A 14,840-nucleotide genomic window follows, 5' to 3' on the forward strand; every position below is an offset into this window, starting at 1 on the left:
GACGGCATGACCCGCCCCGATCCCTCCGCGCACCGGGGCGCCCCCCTGCCCTCCGCGCTGGGGGCGTGGCGTCGCCGGCCGCAGCCGCCTCTGCGCCCCGTCACCCCGGCCCCCGCGGGACCCCGTTCCGCCGCAGCCGCCTCCCTGCCCACGGTGGAGGAGGTCTCCGCCGGCGGCGTCATCGTCCGCGAGCATGACGGCGGCCTCGAGGTGGCCGTGATCGCCCGCTACAACCGCGGTGGCCGGCTCGAGTGGTGCCTGCCCAAGGGCCATCCCGAGGGCGAGGAGGACCACCGGCAGGCGGCCGTGCGCGAGGTGGAGGAGGAGACCGGGATCGCCGGCCACATCCTCGAGCCGCTCGGCGCGATCGACTACTGGTTCACAGTCGCCCGGCACCGCGTCCACAAGACCGTGCACCACTTCCTGCTGCGCGCCACGGGCGGCGAGCTGACCACGGAGAACGACCCGGACCACGAGGCCGTGGACGTCGCGTGGGTGCGCCTCGAGGACGTCGCGCGCCGCCTCTCCTTCGCCAACGAGCGCCGGATCGTCGACCTGGCCCGCCAGGTGGTCGACCAGCACTTCCCCCCGGGCGGTGCCCGGGGCCCCCGCCCCTGATCCACCGCCCCCGGCACGGGGCCTTCCGACCACGATTGGGTGACCCTTGAGCAGCAGACCCGCCCCGCGCCGAGCGCAGGACCCCGCCCACGCCGGCGTCGCCGACGAGGAGCCGACGACGACGGACCCCGCCCCCGCCACGGATCCGGCCGCCGTGGACCCCGCGGACGAGACCCCCGAGGGCGAGCGCCGCGCCGGCCGGTCCACCGCGATCATGGCCTCCGGCACGCTCCTCTCCCGCGTGCTGGGCCTTGTCCGTGCGACGCTGGTGACGGTGGCGATCGGCCTGTCCACGGACATGGCCGACATCTTCGAGATCGCCAACTCCCTGCCGAACGTGATCTACCTGCTCCTGGTGGGCGGCGTGTTCAACGTCGTGCTCGTGCCGCAGCTGATCAAGCACGCCCGCGACGCCGACCGGGGCGCGGACTACACCTCCCGCCTGATGACGCTCGGCACGCTCGTGATGCTCGCCGGCACGGTGGTGGTCATGCTGGCGGCGGCCCCGCTCATGACGGCCCTGACCCGCGGCTGGTCGCCGGAGAAGCTCGAGATGGCCACCGTGTTCGCCCTGTGGTGTCTGCCCCAGGTGTTCTTCTACGGCATGTACGCGTTGGTGGGGCAGGTGCTCAACGCCAACGGGCGCTTCGGCGCCTACATGTGGGCGCCGGTGCTGAACAACGTCGTCGCGATCGGCGCGATCGTGCTGTACCTGGGCATGTTCGGGGCGTACCGGGCCGGGGACGACCTCGCCGGGTGGACGAGCGCACAGACGGTCGTGCTGGCCGGCGGCCACACCCTGGGCGTCGTGCTGCAGGCCGTGATCCTCTTCCTGCCGCTGCGCGGGCTCGGCCTGGGCCTGCGCCCGAGGTTCGGCTGGAAGGGCATCGGCCTGCGGGACACCGGCCGGATCGCCGGGTACACCCTGGTCACGATGGTCGCCACGAACGTGGTGCTCCTGCTGTGCCAGCGGTACGTCACCTCCGCCACGGAGGCCCGCGACCGCGGCGAGCTGCGCATCCCCGGCACGGAGACCTGGAGCGCCGAGATGGCGCAGGCGGCCATCCCCGGTGTGGCCGCGTACAACATGGCGATGCTGATGGCCGTGCTGCCCCATTCGGTGTTCGTGCTCTCCCTGGCCACCGTGCTCTTCAATCGGTTGGCCCGCGCCATGGGCCGCCAGGACATGTCCGCGGTGCGGCGCACGACGGCGCAGGGTCTGCGCGCGTTCACCGTGCCGCTGATGTTCTGCCTCGCCGGCGTGGTGGTCCTGGCGGGCCCCCTGGGCCGCGTCTTCGGCTCGACGGCCGAGACGGCGATGGTGGCCGGCGTCGCGGTGGGCTCGGTCCTGCTCGCGCTGGCGCTGTCCATCCCGTTCCGCTCGGGCTCCTTCTACCTGCTGCGCGTGTTCTACGCCGCCGAGGACGCCAAGGTGCCGATGGTGGTCCAGGTCAGCGGCTCGCTCCTGATGCTGCTGCTCTCGTGGGCGGGCGCGATGCTGCTGCCGCTGTGGTCCATGGCCCTGTGGGTCGCGGTCGCCTCGTCCGTCTCGTACGTGTACCAGTTCGTCCTGACCCATGTGCTCACCGTGCGCCGGTTCGGGGACTACGGCCTCGCATCCGTGCTGCGTGCCCACGTCCAGACCGGCCTGGCCGCGCTGGCCGCGGCGGCCGCGGGCGTCGTCGTCGTGTGGCTGCTGGGCGGGTACACCGGCGGTTTCGCGTGGAACTCCATCGGGACGGCGCTGCTCACGTGCGCGGTGGCGGCCGTGGCGATGGGTCCGGTGTACCTGATGGTGCTGCGGGCCATGCGGTTCCCCGAGCTGGACGACGCCCTCCGGCCGCTCGTCGCCCGCGTGCCGGCGCTGGGTCGTCTGCTGCGCGTCGGCTGATCTCTGGCCGCGACGGCCACGCCACGTATCATCGGATTCCGACCCCGTCGTCAGGAGAAGAGCCCGTGCCCCAGCCCATCGCCGTCGGCGCCGTCCTGGGCGGCCGCTATCGCATCACCCAGCACGTGGTGACGTCCGCGGACCAGGACATGGTGTTCCTGGGCACGGACCAGGTGCTCAACCGCCGCGTCACCGTGCTCGTGGCCTCACGTGAGAACGCCACGCAGGTGGCCTCGTCCGCGCGGGAGCTGGCCACGGGCGAGCGCACCGACGACGTGCAGGTGCTCGACCTGGGCCTGTCCGAGGGCCGCACGTACCTGATCGCCGGCGGGGACCCCGACCCGGACGTCCTGCTGGGTCTGGCGTACCCGCAGGAGCTGTACGTGGAGCCGTTCCAGACGGACAGCCTCGGCTCCGAGCTGTTCGGCGAGTCGCGGACCGGAGACCCCCACGCCTACGACGACGACGAGGCGTACTACACCGACCTCGACCGCCGGCTCCGCGCGGACGAGGACGAGGCCCAGCGTCGTCCCGGGTTCCTGAACCGCCTCTCCGAGCGCCTCGCCGAGCGGGTCCGTCCCTCCGACGGCACCGCGGCGAAGGCGGCCGCCGGGGCGTCGGCCCTGGCCGCGGCGGACGCCGCCACCCGGAAGCAGCAGGAGGAGCGCGAGCGCGCGGAGCGGGAGGCCGCCGAGCGTGCAGAACGCGAGCGCAAGGAGGCCGAGGAGAAGGCACGCGCCGAACGGGAGGCCGCGGAGCGGGCCGAGCGGGAGCGCAAGGAGGCCGCCGAGCGTGCAGAACGCGAGCGTCGGGAGGCGGAGGAGCGTGCCGAGGAGGAGCGCCGCGCCGAGGCCGAGCGCGCCCGTCGCCAGGCGGAGCAGGAGGCTGAGGAGCGGGCCGCGCGCGAGCGGGAGGCCGAGCAGGCCCGGCTGGCCGCGGAGCGGGAGGAGGCCGAGCGCCGCGAGCTCGAGCGCCGGGCCGAGGCCCGCCGTCGTGCCGAGGAGGAGCGCGCCCGGGAGGCCGCGGAGCGCGAGGCTGAGAAGCGCGAGGCCCAGGCGGGCACCGCCGCACTCCCGGCTGTCGCGGCGGGGGCCGCCGCCGCGCAGGCCACCGACGCCGATGCCGACGGGGCCACGCCGCCCACCGAGCCCGTCGAGCCCGTCGAGCCCGTGGCGGCCGAGAAGACCGACGCGCCGGAGCCGGTCGCCCCGGACACCGAGGCGATCCCCGTGCGGCGCCAGCGACCCGTCCCCCGCCGAACGGTCGCGGCCGAGTCCGCGCCGCCCGTCCACGAGGAGTCCCGCGGCACGGCGGCGCCGGTGGCTGCCGGGGCCGCAACGGGGGCCACCGCGGCGGCTGCCGGTTCGACGTCCGCCGCCGCGGCTCCGGATGTCCTGGCCGCCCCGGCCACCACCGGGAGTGGTGACGGCGCCACGGTGGCCGACCCGGGCGACGGCAACGGCCGCACGCGCGGCGGCGGTCCGCTGGCTCTGGTCCTCGTGGTCGGCCTGCTCGCCGCACTCGTCGTGGGCGGGGTGCTGCTGGCCCAGAACCTGCGCGGCGGGCCGGCCCCGCAGGCCGCGTCGTCCGAGTCTGAGTCTGCGTCGTCCGAGTCCGCATCGGACACCCCGTCGCCGTCGGAGAGCACCAGCCCCTCCCCCACCCCGTCCAGCGAGAGCGCCGCGGCCGCCCCGCAGCCCGTCCAGGCCCTGCGCTCGGTGCCGGACCTGCCGGAGCACGAGGCCGAGCACGACGCGGACCTGAGCAACCTCATCGACGGCGACCCCACCACCGTGTGGCGCACCTTCGCCTACGCACGGCCGAACTTCGGCGGCTATGTGGAGAGCATGAACCTCGTGGTCCAGCTTGAGGACCGCACCGAGGTGAACGAGGTGACCCTGCAGAGCACGGGGGCCACCGGTGGCGCCTGGTTCGCCTACATCGCCGACTCCCCCGAAGGCGCGAACGCCCAGGAGATCGGCAACGGCACCTTCGACCAGGACACCGTCTCCATCCCCGTGCCGTTCGAGGGCACCGAGGCCGAGGCCGAGTACGTGATCGTCAGCCTCACCTCGCTGCCCCAGCTGGAGGGCACGACGTCGGACCTCCCGTTCGGCCTGCGGCTCGGCGAGATCGCCGTCCGCTGACCCCGCGCCCAGGCGACGGCGCGCCGGACCTTCCGGCCGCCGTCGCCGGACGTCGCTGCACCGCGGCCCGACACCGCGGAATACCCGCCCGTGGCTCCGCCGTTGTCCTGGAGGAGCGTCCACCACCCCGATCCCCTGGAGGAACCCGTGGCCCCCACCGCCCAGGACCCGAGCGTCCACAACGTCGTGATCGTCGGATCCGGCCCCGCCGGATACACCGCGGCGATCTACACCGCCCGCGCCGACCTCTCCCCGGTCCTGGTGGCCGGGGCGGTGACCGCGGGCGGCGAGCTGATGAACACCACCGAGGTGGAGAACTTCCCGGGCTTCCCGGAGGGTGTGCAGGGGCCCGAGCTGATGGCGAACCTCGAGGCCCAGGCCCGCCGGTTCGACACGGAGGTGGTCTACGACGACGTCGTGCAGGCCGACCTGACGTCGAACCCCAAGGTGCTCACGCTCGGCGACGGCACCCAGCTGCGCACCCACGCGGTCATCCTCACGACCGGCTCCGCCTACCGGAAGCTCGGCGTTCCCGGCGAGGAGCGCCTCTCCGGCCACGGCGTCAGCTGGTGCGCCACGTGCGACGGCTTCTTCTTCCGCGAGCAGGAGATCGCGGTCGTGGGCGGCGGCGACTCCGCCATGGAGGAGGCCCTGTTCCTCACGAAGTTCGCGTCCAAGGTGACCGTGCTGGTCCGCAAGGACGAGCTGCGCGCCTCCAAGGTGATGGCCCACCGCGCCATGGAGAACGAGAAGATCGAGTTCCGCTGGAACACCGAGGTCACGGAGGTGACCGGTGACGACAAGGTCAACACCCTCCGCCTGCGGGACACCCGCACCGGCGAGGCGTCCACGCTGGACGTGACCGGCCTGTTCGTGGCCATCGGCCAGGACCCGCGCACGGACCTGGTGCAGGGCCAGGTGGAGCTCACGGAGCACGGCACGATCCGCATCGACCATCCGTCCTCCCGGACCTCCCAGCCGGGCGTCTTCGCCGCCGGCGACGTCACGGACCACACCTACCGCCAGGCCGTCACCGCCGCCGGCTCGGGCTGCGTGGCCGCCCAGGACGTGGAGCACTACCTCGCGACCGTGGCCGATGTGGAGGAGGCCGCGCCGGCCGGCCCGGAGTCGGACGCGAACCCGGCATGAGCCACTGACTCATGACCCCTGACGGAGCGTCATGAATCATGTCGATAACACCCCTGTCCACCCTCGTCAGACACAGAACAAACCCCAGGAGGCTGCCATGAGCACCATCACCGTCACCGACGCCGACTTCGACCAGAAGGTCCTCCAGTCCGAGCTGCCCGTCCTCGTGGACTTCTGGGCCGAGTGGTGCGGCCCGTGCCGCATGCTCGGACCCGTCCTGGAGGACATGGCCGTGGAGCACGAGGGCAAGGCCGTGATCGCCAAGCTCAACGTGGACGAGAACCCGGCCATCGCCGCGCGTTACGGCGTCACCTCCATCCCGCTCGTCGTGGGCTTCCAGAACGGCGAGAAGGTCGCCGAGTCCGTGGGCGCCAAGCCCAAGGCCGCGCTGGAGAAGGAGTTCTCGGCCCTGCTCGGCTGAGCCCCTCCCCCACTCACCACGACGGCCCCGTCACCCCAGAGGGTGACGGGGCCGTCGTGCGTTGATCTTCAGGACCAGCGGCGGGTGCCCGTGGACGCCGTCCGCGGGAACTCCGGATCAGGACTTCTTGCCCTTCCCCTTGCCGTCCTGACCGCCCTGGATGAGGTCCATGATGCGGTTCAGGTCCTCCACGGTGGTGAAGTCGATGGCGATGCGGCCCTTGCGCGCGCCGAGGGTGATCTTCACGGCGGTGTCCAGGCGGCTGGTGAGCGCGGTGGCGTAGTGGTCCAGGCGCTCGTGGCGGGCGTCGTCCGTGCTGCGCCGCGGCGTGCGGCCCGGCCGGAGCCCGCCCTGCAGCTGCGCGACCGCCTCCTCCGTGGACCGGACGGACAAGCCCTCCGACTGGATCCGCTGCGCCAGACGCTCCATGTCCGACGGGTCCGTGAGACCGAGCAGCGCACGCGCATGGCCGGCCGAGAGCGTGCCGGCGGCCACGCGGCGCTGCACGAGGGGCGGCAGCTTGAGCAGCCGCAGCGTGTTGGAGATCTGCGGACGAGAGCGGCCGATGCGCTGGGACAGTTCCTCCTGCGTGCAGGCGAAGTCCTCCATGAGCTGCTGGTAGGCGGCGGCCTCTTCGAGCGGGTTCAGCTGGGAGCGGTGCAGGTTCTCCAGCAGAGCATCCCGCAGGAGGTCCTGGTCCGGGGTCTGGCGGACGATCGCCGGGATGGTGTCCAGGCCGGCCTTCTGGGTGGCGCGCCACCGGCGCTCTCCCATGATCAGCTCATGGGGGGTGGGGCCGTCCACCTCGCGCACGACGATCGGCTGCAGGATGCCGACCTCGCGGATCGAGGTGACCAGTTCCGCCATGTGGTCCTCGTCGAACACCTCACGCGGCTGCCGCGGGTTGGGGTGGATGTCCCCCACCGGGATCTCCCGCAGGACCGCGATGTCCGCGGACACGGTCCCCTCGGTCGCGGCGGACTCAACGCTCGAGTCCCCCGGTTCCTTCCTCGACGACGTCGCGGAGGTGGCACGCTTGCTGGGCGCCTTCACCGTCGGCATGGCCGGACGCCCCTTGGTCGGCCGCGCCGCGGGTGCATCCTCGGACTCTGCGGAGAAGAACACGTCGACGGGACGCTGCGCGGGTCGCGAGGCACGCTTCGACGAGGTGGGCCCTGCCTTCGTGGCGGACGTGGCGTTCCTGCCAGTCGCAGCCGTTGATTTCCCGGCCTGTGTCGTTCGGCCCGCGGTCTTCCGCTGCGAGGCCGACGGGGCGGGCTCGTTGGACCCCCCTGGCGTCTCGGTCGTCGCGGTGCTCCGCGTCGATGTCGTGGTGGCCTCCGCTGCCGCGGCAGCCTTCGGGCCGCTCTTCACCGGCACCGCAGAGTCCTTCGGGGAGGTGGCCTCGGCGTTCTCTTCCGGGGCTTCTACAGTGCTCTGGATCAGGGCGCCGAGGCCTCGCCCCAGGCCTCCTCGACGGCTCGTCTTCAACGGGTCCTCCTGCAGTGAGTGGGTCTGGGATCAGTGTAGGTGAGCGGCCTGGTCTCGATGGTCCCGGGCGGCGGGAAGACACTTCTCAAGGTGCTCTGGCCCTGACCGCCGGGGGGCGCGCGAGGGCCTGACACGTGCAAGGGGCGCGGCGAGGTTCGGGCCTCGGTTCTGGGGTGAGACGTCCGTATTGGGCCCGGACGGCAGGATGTGGGCGCGCGGACAGCACCTGCCGCGAGCGTGAGTGTTTCACGTGGAACACTCATAGTGGGGGCGCTTCGGAAGGGTGCCGCTGCAATCCTCAAGACCTCCTCGTGTTCCCTCTCGAAGTTCACTCGTTTCACATGAAACGCGAGCCCGCGTCGACGAGCGGACGGTATCAGAATCACGGCTGTCAGTTTGTTGTTCGTGTTCTCCCCGGCCGATCAGCCCTCCGTGCGGACGGTACTCAGATCGCTGGCTACCCGCATGATGTATGTGCTTCATCGGACGCGCAATGGCGGACCAGCAGCGAAGCACTCGTGCCACTTCCCCGCGGTGTGATGTGAACACTCGAATCGCCGAACGGATGAGCTCGGCCTACTCGTCGCTTCGCCGTCAGTGCTTCCTTACACCCGCGCAGCTCACGAATTGAACGCTGCCTCACCATCCGCGTTTCACGTGAAACACGGACGAGTCTGTCATCCAAGTACGACATGAGTTCGGGTAACCCACGTGCTCGCTCACCCGCGAGTCAGTGCCACATTACTGCGCCATTCTCGGTCAGCTCGCTCCCGGCACGGATCGTGTGCTCCCTGGATCGCCTGGGATTGTGACCTCGCGGCACGGCGCTTTCACCCGAAGCTCATTTCACGTGAAACGTATCGTTCGAAGATTCGACCATGCACTCGTGCCACGGAAGTCCGCCCACGAGCGGGTTGCATTCAGATACTGGCGTCCATAGGAGGCGTGAGATGCGTTCGAGGTTCAGACTCCTCGCGCTGCTGACGTCGTGACCCGGGCGCGTCGAGCGCCGGACGTCGGTCGTTCGGTTTCACGTGAAACGTGGCGGCGTACTGGGCACGAACGCCGGGTCGCGGGTCCCATGTCGCGCAGCTTGCACCGACTTGTGCCGTTGACCGTACTGTTCGATGTAGTCGCTGCCGTCAGCAGCGGCCGTACAGACATATGGCAGGCCGTTCCGCCCGACAGACCGGGCCCATTCCTCCCGTCTGCCCATTTTGCCCATTAAGTTTCACGTCCGACTCGTGTGGAACCGGGTCTTCACCCGTCCGTCCGCACGCGGCTCCCTCCGGGGATCGACGCTAGATCTACGCGCGAGCATCGTGTTTTACGTGAAACCCCCGGCCACCACCTGAGTGATCGACGTCCTGCTTCCACGTCGTTGCAGGGGTCAGAACCGTGTGGCCTGAGCGTCCCGCACTGAGCTGATGCGGGTTTCCCGGGGGAGGGGACCCAGGCTGACTCAGCATTCCCCTGCCGACCCCGTACCTAGCCGTCGGGCCGCGCTGGGGATTCGCCAGACCAACCAGCGCCATGGTGGCACCCACGGCCACCTACCCACGGCGTCCCCTTGTCCACAGATCTTGTCCACATATCAACATCGACGATAGCCGCTAACCACTGCTGACTCCGCAAAGTGCCAGCTCACATGCTTGTCTTTGTATACATTGGGGGCGTGCGGCCGCCCCTCTTCGCCGGACTCTCTCCTACTCCGTACACAGGAATGCACAGTAGAACTGTCCTTCTGGCGCCGCCGTTCGGCCCCTCCAACTCAGACGAATCACAGCAGCCCACCATCGCCGCTGACGTCTGCTCTCGCACACGCTGACGGCAGACCGGCCGCGTGCCTCGCGGCGACACCACGGCCCGTGCTCCGCTCTGGCCCCGATTCCCTGCACGTCACCGACGGCGAGGAGGTCTGACCGTGGGGGAGAGGGGGCACCCAGTCACAGCACCCGGCCTGCTCGCTGGCTGCATCCTCGAGGCTGCAGCGCACCCGGGTGAAGGAGGAGGGACGGATTATACCCTGCACGGCCGCGCCCGGCGGCCAGGACGTTCCCCACGCGTCGCGCAGCCCTCGCGGAGCACTTCAACGCAGCGTGCACCGCCGGCCCCCACACAGCCGCCGTCTCCGCCCCGCCGCCATGCCGTTCACCCCGTGAGTTCGTGCGTCGCCGCCCGCGGCTGCACCCAGGCCTCGCGACAGGTGCGCCTGGCCGGCGGCGGAGGCGCCGGCCCAGCGGAAGAGAGGGGAGCGGGACAGATGGGAGCGGTCCACCACGGGCACCCCTCCCCATCGTCCCGCCGCGGCGGCACCACGCTCGCACCCTCAGAGAAGGTCGTTTCACGTGAAACACGAACTTCCGATATGCCCAGCGTTTCCGCTTGTCTTCCCACCCCTCATCTGTCGGGCCGCAACTCACTCACGACGAAGCCCGCCGGGGGACTGCTCCCTCCGGCGGGCTTACGTCGTCGTCAGCGGCACCACCCGGCGATCACCGCAGCGGACCGCCTGGGCGTCAGCCCTTCACGGCCGGGGCACCGCGGCCGGCGATCTCCGCGGCCGCCTCCCGATACGCCACGGCGCCCGCCGAGGCCGGGTCGTAGGTCAGCACCGTCTGCTGATAGCTGGGTGCCTCGGAGATGCGGACGTTGCGGGGGATCGCGGTGTTCAGCAGCTGCTCCGGGAAGTGCGTCCGGACCTCCTCCGCCACCTGCACGGCGAGGTTGGTCCGCGCGTCGAACATCGTCAGCAGGATGGTGCTCACCTGGAGACGCGGGTTCAGGTGCTTCTGGATCATCTGCACGTTCTTGAGCAGCTGGGAGAGGCCCTCGAGGGCGTAGTACTCGGCCTGGATCGGGATGAGCACCTCCTCGGCCGCCACGAACGCGTTGACCGTCAGCAGGCCCAGGGACGGCGGGCAGTCGATGAACACGTAGTCCAGCCGCTCCTGGCCGTCCTCCTCGCGCCAGGCGGTGTACGCCTCGAGCGCCCGCGACAGTCGCTGTTCGCGGGCCACCAGCGAGACCAGCTCGATCTCGGCACCGGCCAGGTCGATCGTCGCGGGCACCACCTGCAGGCCGTCCACGTCCGGGGCGTCCTGCACGACGTCCTGGATCTCCATCTCGCCCAGGAGCACGTCGTACACGGAGGCCACGTCTCCGGTGTGGGGGATGTTCAGCGCGGTGGACGCATTGCCCTGCGGGTCGATGTCGACCACCATCACCCGCATGCCCGCGCGGGCGAGGGCCGCGGCCAGGTTGACCGTCGTCGTCGTCTTGCCGACGCCGCCCTTCTGGTTGGACGTCGTGAACACGCGGGTGCGGTCGGGGCGCGTCAGACGGCGCCGCTGGAGCCGCGCGGGCTCCTCGGCGTCGGCGCCGCCCTTCTCGGCGGTCCGGCCGGTCCACTTCTGGCGCAGGGCCCTCCAGGCCCCACCCCGGCTCTCCTGCTCCTGCGCCATGCGGCTCTACCTCCTGGGTCGCGGGTGTGCGGATCTGCTGCCGCCCGGCCCGTCCCGTCCCGGTGGGGGAGGGGTCAGCGGGGACGCGCGCTGACGCGCACGACGGTGGTGGTCTCGGGCAGCAGGCCCTCGCCCACCGTGAGGATCTCGGGCTCGGCACCACCATACTTGCGCAGGACCTTGCGGGCGGCGGCGATCTCGTCGGCCGCGGAGCGGCCCTTGATGGCCAGCAGCTCCCCGGCGCCCTGCAGCATCGGCATGGTCAGCGGCACGAGGGTCTTCAGCGCGGACACGGCGCGGGCGGTCACGACGTCGACGTCGAGGTTCCCGGAGACCTGCTCGGCGCGGCCGCGGATCACGTCCACGTTCTCCAGGCCGAGGTCGGCGACCATCATGTCCAGCCACTCCACGCGCCGCTCGAGCGGCTCGATGAGCAGGAACTGGCAGTCGGGGCGCGCGAGCGCGAGGCACAGGCCGGGCAGGCCCGCGCCGGAGCCGACGTCGGCCACGAGCGCGCCCTGCGGGAGGAGCTCCTCGACCACGGCGCAGTTCAGGACGTGGCGCTCCCAGAGACGGGGTGCCTCGCGCGGGCCGATCAGGCCCCACTCGATGCCGGTGTCCGCCAGGTGGGCCACGTATGCCTCGGCCCGGGGGAGGGCCTCGCCGAACAGCTCGACGGCGGCCGGCCGCAGCGCGTCGGTCAGCGGCGGCGCCGGCTGCCCCACGGGCGCGGGGCGGTCGCCCCGGTCCTGCGGATCCAGCCCGGGGCGCCGCTCGTAGGCCGAGCCCCGCTCAGTCATCGGCGGAGATGACCACGTGCCGGCGGGCGCCCTCGCCCTCCGACTCCGAGGTCAGGCCGGCGTCCGCGACGACGTCGTGGACGATCTTGCGCTCGTACGCGCCCATGGGCTCGAGGTGCACGGGACCCTCGCCGGCGCGGACGCGCTCGACGGCCGCCTGGGCGGCGGTGCGCAGGGCGACGTTGCGGCGCTCCCGGTGCCCGCAGACGTCCAGGATCAGCCGGGAGCGGTGCCCCGTGGCGGCGAGCACGGCCAGCCGGACGAGCTCCTGCAGGGCCTCCAGGGTGCGGCCGTCGGGACCGACGAGGCCGTCCAGGCGCTCGTCGTGGTCCTCGGAGACGACGGACACGTACGTGCGCCCGTCGCGGACCTCGATGTCGATGTCCCCGTCCAGGTCCGCGATGTCGAGCAGCTCCTCGACGTAGTCCGCGGCGACGTCGCCCTCCTCCTCGAGGCGGCGCACCGCCTCCGAGACGGCGGCATCGTCCTGCTCCGCGACGCGGGAGCCCTGGCCCGCGGGGGTCTCGACGACGGCGTCCTCGGCCTCGGGGGCCGGGGTCACGTTCTCGGCGGACATGCTCACTTCCTCCTGCGGTTCTTGCGCTGGGGCTGGACGCGCTGACCCGACTGGCGGACGACCTCACCGTTCAGCACGGCACCGCCGCGGCCCGCCTGGGTGTGCGCGGACGAGGGCGTGGCCTCGGCGTTCGACACCTTCTGGCCCACGGGGGGCAGGCCCTTGGCGGCGCGGCGCTCGTTGAGCTCCTTCTCGGCGAGGGAGCCCGGGGTCGGGTTGTTGCGGATGATCCACCACTGCTGGCCGACGGCCCAGAAGTTGGAGTAGGTCCAGTACAGGAGCACGCCGATGGGGAAGTTGATGCCGCCGATGCCGAAGATCAGGGGCATGGCGTAGAGCATGATCTGCTGCGTCTGCATCATCGGGCCGGAGAGGGCCTGCTGCGTCATGTTCTTCGTCATGAGCATCTTCTGCATGAAGAACATCGAGCCCGACATCAGCAGGATCAGCACGATCGCCGTGACGATCACGGGCGTGCTGCCCGGCGCGCCGAGCGAGTTCATGAAGGTGTCCGACATGCGGGCGCCGAAGATCGTGGAGCCCTCGAAGGAGCGGATCTGGTCCGCGGACAGGGCGTCCATGGCCTCGCCGCGCTCGGCCGCGCCGCGGGCGCCGATCAGCACCTGGTACAGCGCGAAGAAGAACGGCATCTGGATCAGCAGCGGCAGGCAGGCGGCGAACGGGTTCGCCTTGTGCTCCTTCATGAGCGCCTGCTGCTCCATGGCCATGGCCTGGCGGGAGAGCTGGTCCTTCTTGCCCTTGTACTTGGCCTGCAGCTTCTGCAGCTCGGGCTGGATGGCCTGCATGGCGCGCTGCGCCTTGATCTGCTTGACGAACAGCGGGATCAGCAGGGTGCGGATGAGCACCACCAGCAGGAGGATGGACAGGGCCCACGTCCAGCCGGAGTCCACGGGCAGGCCCGCGAACTCCAGGATGCTGTGGAACGCCCCGAGCAGCCAGGACATCAGCCAGCGGAACGGGGAGAGGATGGCTTCGAACATGGGGGTCAATCCTCCTGCGGGAGATCAGGTGGGATGGGAGGGTGGTTCAGGGCGAGGATGCGCGGCTGCCGGCCCGACGGCCAGCGTCGGTGCCCGGGCGGGACCGGGTCCACGCCGCCGTCGTTCCAGGGATGGCACCGGCCGATGCGCCGCGCGGCGAGCCACGACCCCTTCACCGCGCCGTGCACGTGCACGGCCTCCAGCCCGTAGGCGGAGCAGCTGGGGAAGAACCGGCACACGGGTCCGTACAGCGGGGAGACCACGGCCCGATAGACCGTGAGCAGGCCCGCCAGCAGGGCGGACGGCAGCGCGCGCAGCGGCCCCCACTCACGGGAGGGCTCGAGCACGACGAAGGGCGAGGGCGTGACGGTCATCTACGCGTGCTCCGAGGCGGCGGGCAGGTGCGGCTTCAGGGCCTTGCCGAGCGCGCCGACGGTCTCGCGGCGCAGCAGCGCGTAGTCCGCCTCGGCGGCGGCCGGCAGCGCGCGGACCTGCACCAGAACCGGCAGGTCGCGCAGCGGGGGCAGGCGCATCTGATCCGCGACGACGGCGCGCAGCCGCCGCTTCACCCGGTTGCGGGTCACCGCGTTCCCCACGGCCTTGGACACGACGAACCCGGCCCGCGGCCGAGGGGCGCTCGGCGACGTGGACCGGGTCTGATCGGGGTCCGTGGCGACGCTCACCACGACGGTGCGCCGACCCGCGCGGGTGCCGGTGCGACCGAGGTGACGGAACTCCGCGGGCGTGCGGACGCGACGGTCACGGGGCAGCACGGGGCGCGCCGTCCCTGGACCGAGGTCCTCAGGCGGACAGCTCGGCGCGGTTCTTGCCGCGGCGAGCGGACAGGATGGCGCGGCCGGCGCGGGTGCGCATGCGGGCACGGAAGCCGTGCTTGCGGGCACGACGGCGGTTGTTGGGCTGGAACGTGCGCTTGGTCACTGTGATCTCTCCACGACGTGTTGTGTGCCTTCGACCGTCGACCTGAGCAGGTGGACCAGGGGGAAGGACCGGTGAGGCTCTGACATGAAATCCCCGGCGGGCACGATCAACCGACACCCGGGGGACCAGACAACTCTAGTGGCCGGGGTACGCAGGGGTCAAACGGGTGCGCGCGGATCCCGGACGCCCGTGGGCGCCCGGGACGGTCGTCCACAGGATGATAGGGGTTGTCCACCGTCTGTGCACAACCCTGTGGACAACCGTTAGACTCCGAGCACCGTCGTCCGTCTCGCGCAGCCGCCCCCGTCCTCGGGGACGTCTGTCCCAGGAAAGGAAGCCTCC

Annotated in this window: 13 protein-coding genes; 5 read left to right on the forward strand and 8 right to left on the reverse strand. The window is 71.4% G+C overall.

Annotated elements, in window-relative coordinates:
• The first annotated feature begins 6 nt into the window (after nucleotides 1-6).
• The 5 genes from AC0VX0_RS11785 to trxA all read left to right on the forward strand — a co-directional run bounded on the left by AC0VX0_RS11785 (nucleotide 7) and on the right by trxA (nucleotide 6,226).
• Entirely contained in the window at nucleotides 7-618 is a 612-nt protein-coding gene (locus tag AC0VX0_RS11785; protein WP_041102508.1) for an NUDIX hydrolase, read from the forward strand.
• A 46-nt stretch (nucleotides 619-664) separates the two neighbouring features.
• Nucleotides 665-2,509, forward strand: coding sequence for a murein biosynthesis integral membrane protein MurJ (gene murJ, locus AC0VX0_RS11790; RefSeq protein ID WP_144825580.1), 1,845 nt, complete (start codon nucleotides 665-667; stop codon nucleotides 2,507-2,509).
• 65 nt (nucleotides 2,510-2,574) lie between these two features.
• Entirely contained in the window at nucleotides 2,575-4,656 is a 2,082-nt protein-coding gene (locus tag AC0VX0_RS11795) for a hypothetical protein (RefSeq protein ID WP_376173795.1), read from the forward strand.
• A gap of 147 nt (nucleotides 4,657-4,803) precedes the next feature.
• Entirely contained in the window at nucleotides 4,804-5,805 is a 1,002-nt protein-coding gene (gene trxB, locus AC0VX0_RS11800; RefSeq protein ID WP_061867465.1) for a thioredoxin-disulfide reductase, read from the forward strand.
• A gap of 31 nt (nucleotides 5,806-5,836) precedes the next feature.
• Nucleotides 5,837-6,226 (forward strand): thioredoxin, encoded by a 390-nt coding sequence (trxA, locus tag AC0VX0_RS11805; protein WP_323662986.1) that lies wholly within the window; start codon nucleotides 5,837-5,839, stop codon nucleotides 6,224-6,226.
• Between the two features lie 117 nt (nucleotides 6,227-6,343).
• Here trxA and AC0VX0_RS11810 read toward each other — a convergent pair whose 3' ends face one another.
• The 8 genes from AC0VX0_RS11810 to rpmH all read right to left on the reverse strand — a co-directional run bounded on the left by AC0VX0_RS11810 (nucleotide 6,344) and on the right by rpmH (nucleotide 14,498).
• On the reverse strand, nucleotides 6,344-7,717 hold the full coding sequence (locus AC0VX0_RS11810; protein WP_078025341.1) for a ParB/RepB/Spo0J family partition protein: 1,374 nt from the start codon (nucleotides 7,715-7,717) through the stop codon (nucleotides 6,344-6,346).
• A 2,519-nt stretch (nucleotides 7,718-10,236) separates the two neighbouring features.
• Nucleotides 10,237-11,181 carry a ParA family protein gene (locus AC0VX0_RS11815; RefSeq protein WP_049145027.1) on the reverse strand — a complete coding sequence of 315 codons (945 nt, stop codon included), beginning with the start codon at nucleotides 11,179-11,181 and terminating at the stop codon, nucleotides 10,237-10,239.
• Between the two features lie 74 nt (nucleotides 11,182-11,255).
• Nucleotides 11,256-11,981: a 16S rRNA (guanine(527)-N(7))-methyltransferase RsmG gene (gene rsmG / locus AC0VX0_RS11820; RefSeq protein ID WP_357012966.1), complete on the reverse strand. Its 726-nt coding sequence runs from the start codon at nucleotides 11,979-11,981 to the stop codon at nucleotides 11,256-11,258.
• Nucleotides 11,974-12,558: a Jag family protein gene (locus AC0VX0_RS11825; RefSeq protein WP_049145024.1), complete on the reverse strand. Its 585-nt coding sequence runs from the start codon at nucleotides 12,556-12,558 to the stop codon at nucleotides 11,974-11,976. Before AC0VX0_RS11825 ends, rsmG begins: the two co-directional genes overlap by 8 nt.
• A gap of 2 nt (nucleotides 12,559-12,560) precedes the next feature.
• The gene (gene yidC, locus AC0VX0_RS11830) at nucleotides 12,561-13,559 is read right to left on the reverse strand and encodes a membrane protein insertase YidC (protein ID WP_119217656.1); all 999 of its coding nucleotides are present in this window, start codon (nucleotides 13,557-13,559) and stop codon (nucleotides 12,561-12,563) included.
• Between the two features lie 5 nt (nucleotides 13,560-13,564).
• Nucleotides 13,565-13,933, reverse strand: a complete 369-nt coding sequence (gene yidD / locus AC0VX0_RS11835; protein ID WP_475451718.1) for a membrane protein insertion efficiency factor YidD — start codon at nucleotides 13,931-13,933, stop codon at nucleotides 13,565-13,567.
• Nucleotides 13,934-14,332, reverse strand: a complete 399-nt coding sequence (rnpA, locus tag AC0VX0_RS11840; protein WP_002856442.1) for a ribonuclease P protein component — start codon at nucleotides 14,330-14,332, stop codon at nucleotides 13,934-13,936.
• A 28-nt stretch (nucleotides 14,333-14,360) separates the two neighbouring features.
• Nucleotides 14,361-14,498, reverse strand: a complete 138-nt coding sequence (gene rpmH / locus AC0VX0_RS11845) for a 50S ribosomal protein L34 (RefSeq protein ID WP_002856443.1) — start codon at nucleotides 14,496-14,498, stop codon at nucleotides 14,361-14,363.
• Nucleotides 14,499-14,840 lie beyond the last annotated feature (342 nt).

Source organism: Micrococcus sp. iso_26, from assembly GCF_056172975.1.

Bases quoted from the DNA above. Each gene is read 5' to 3' on its own strand.
- AC0VX0_RS11785 (WP_041102508.1), top strand. From the start codon at position 7: ATGACCCGCCCCGATCCCTCCGCGCACCGGGGCGCCCCCCTGCCCTCC.
- trxA (WP_323662986.1), top strand. From the start codon at position 5,837: ATGAATCATGTCGATAACACCCCTGTCCACCCTCGTCAGACACAGAAC.
- AC0VX0_RS11815 (WP_049145027.1), bottom strand. From the start codon at position 11,181: ATGGCGCAGGAGCAGGAGAGCCGGGGTGGGGCCTGGAGGGCCCTGCGC.
- rsmG (WP_357012966.1), bottom strand. From the start codon at position 11,981: ATGACTGAGCGGGGCTCGGCCTACGAGCGGCGCCCCGGGCTGGATCCG.
- AC0VX0_RS11825 (WP_049145024.1), bottom strand. From the start codon at position 12,558: ATGTCCGCCGAGAACGTGACCCCGGCCCCCGAGGCCGAGGACGCCGTC.
- yidC (WP_119217656.1), bottom strand. From the start codon at position 13,559: ATGTTCGAAGCCATCCTCTCCCCGTTCCGCTGGCTGATGTCCTGGCTG.
- yidD (WP_475451718.1), bottom strand. From the start codon at position 13,933: ATGACCGTCACGCCCTCGCCCTTCGTCGTGCTCGAGCCCTCCCGTGAG.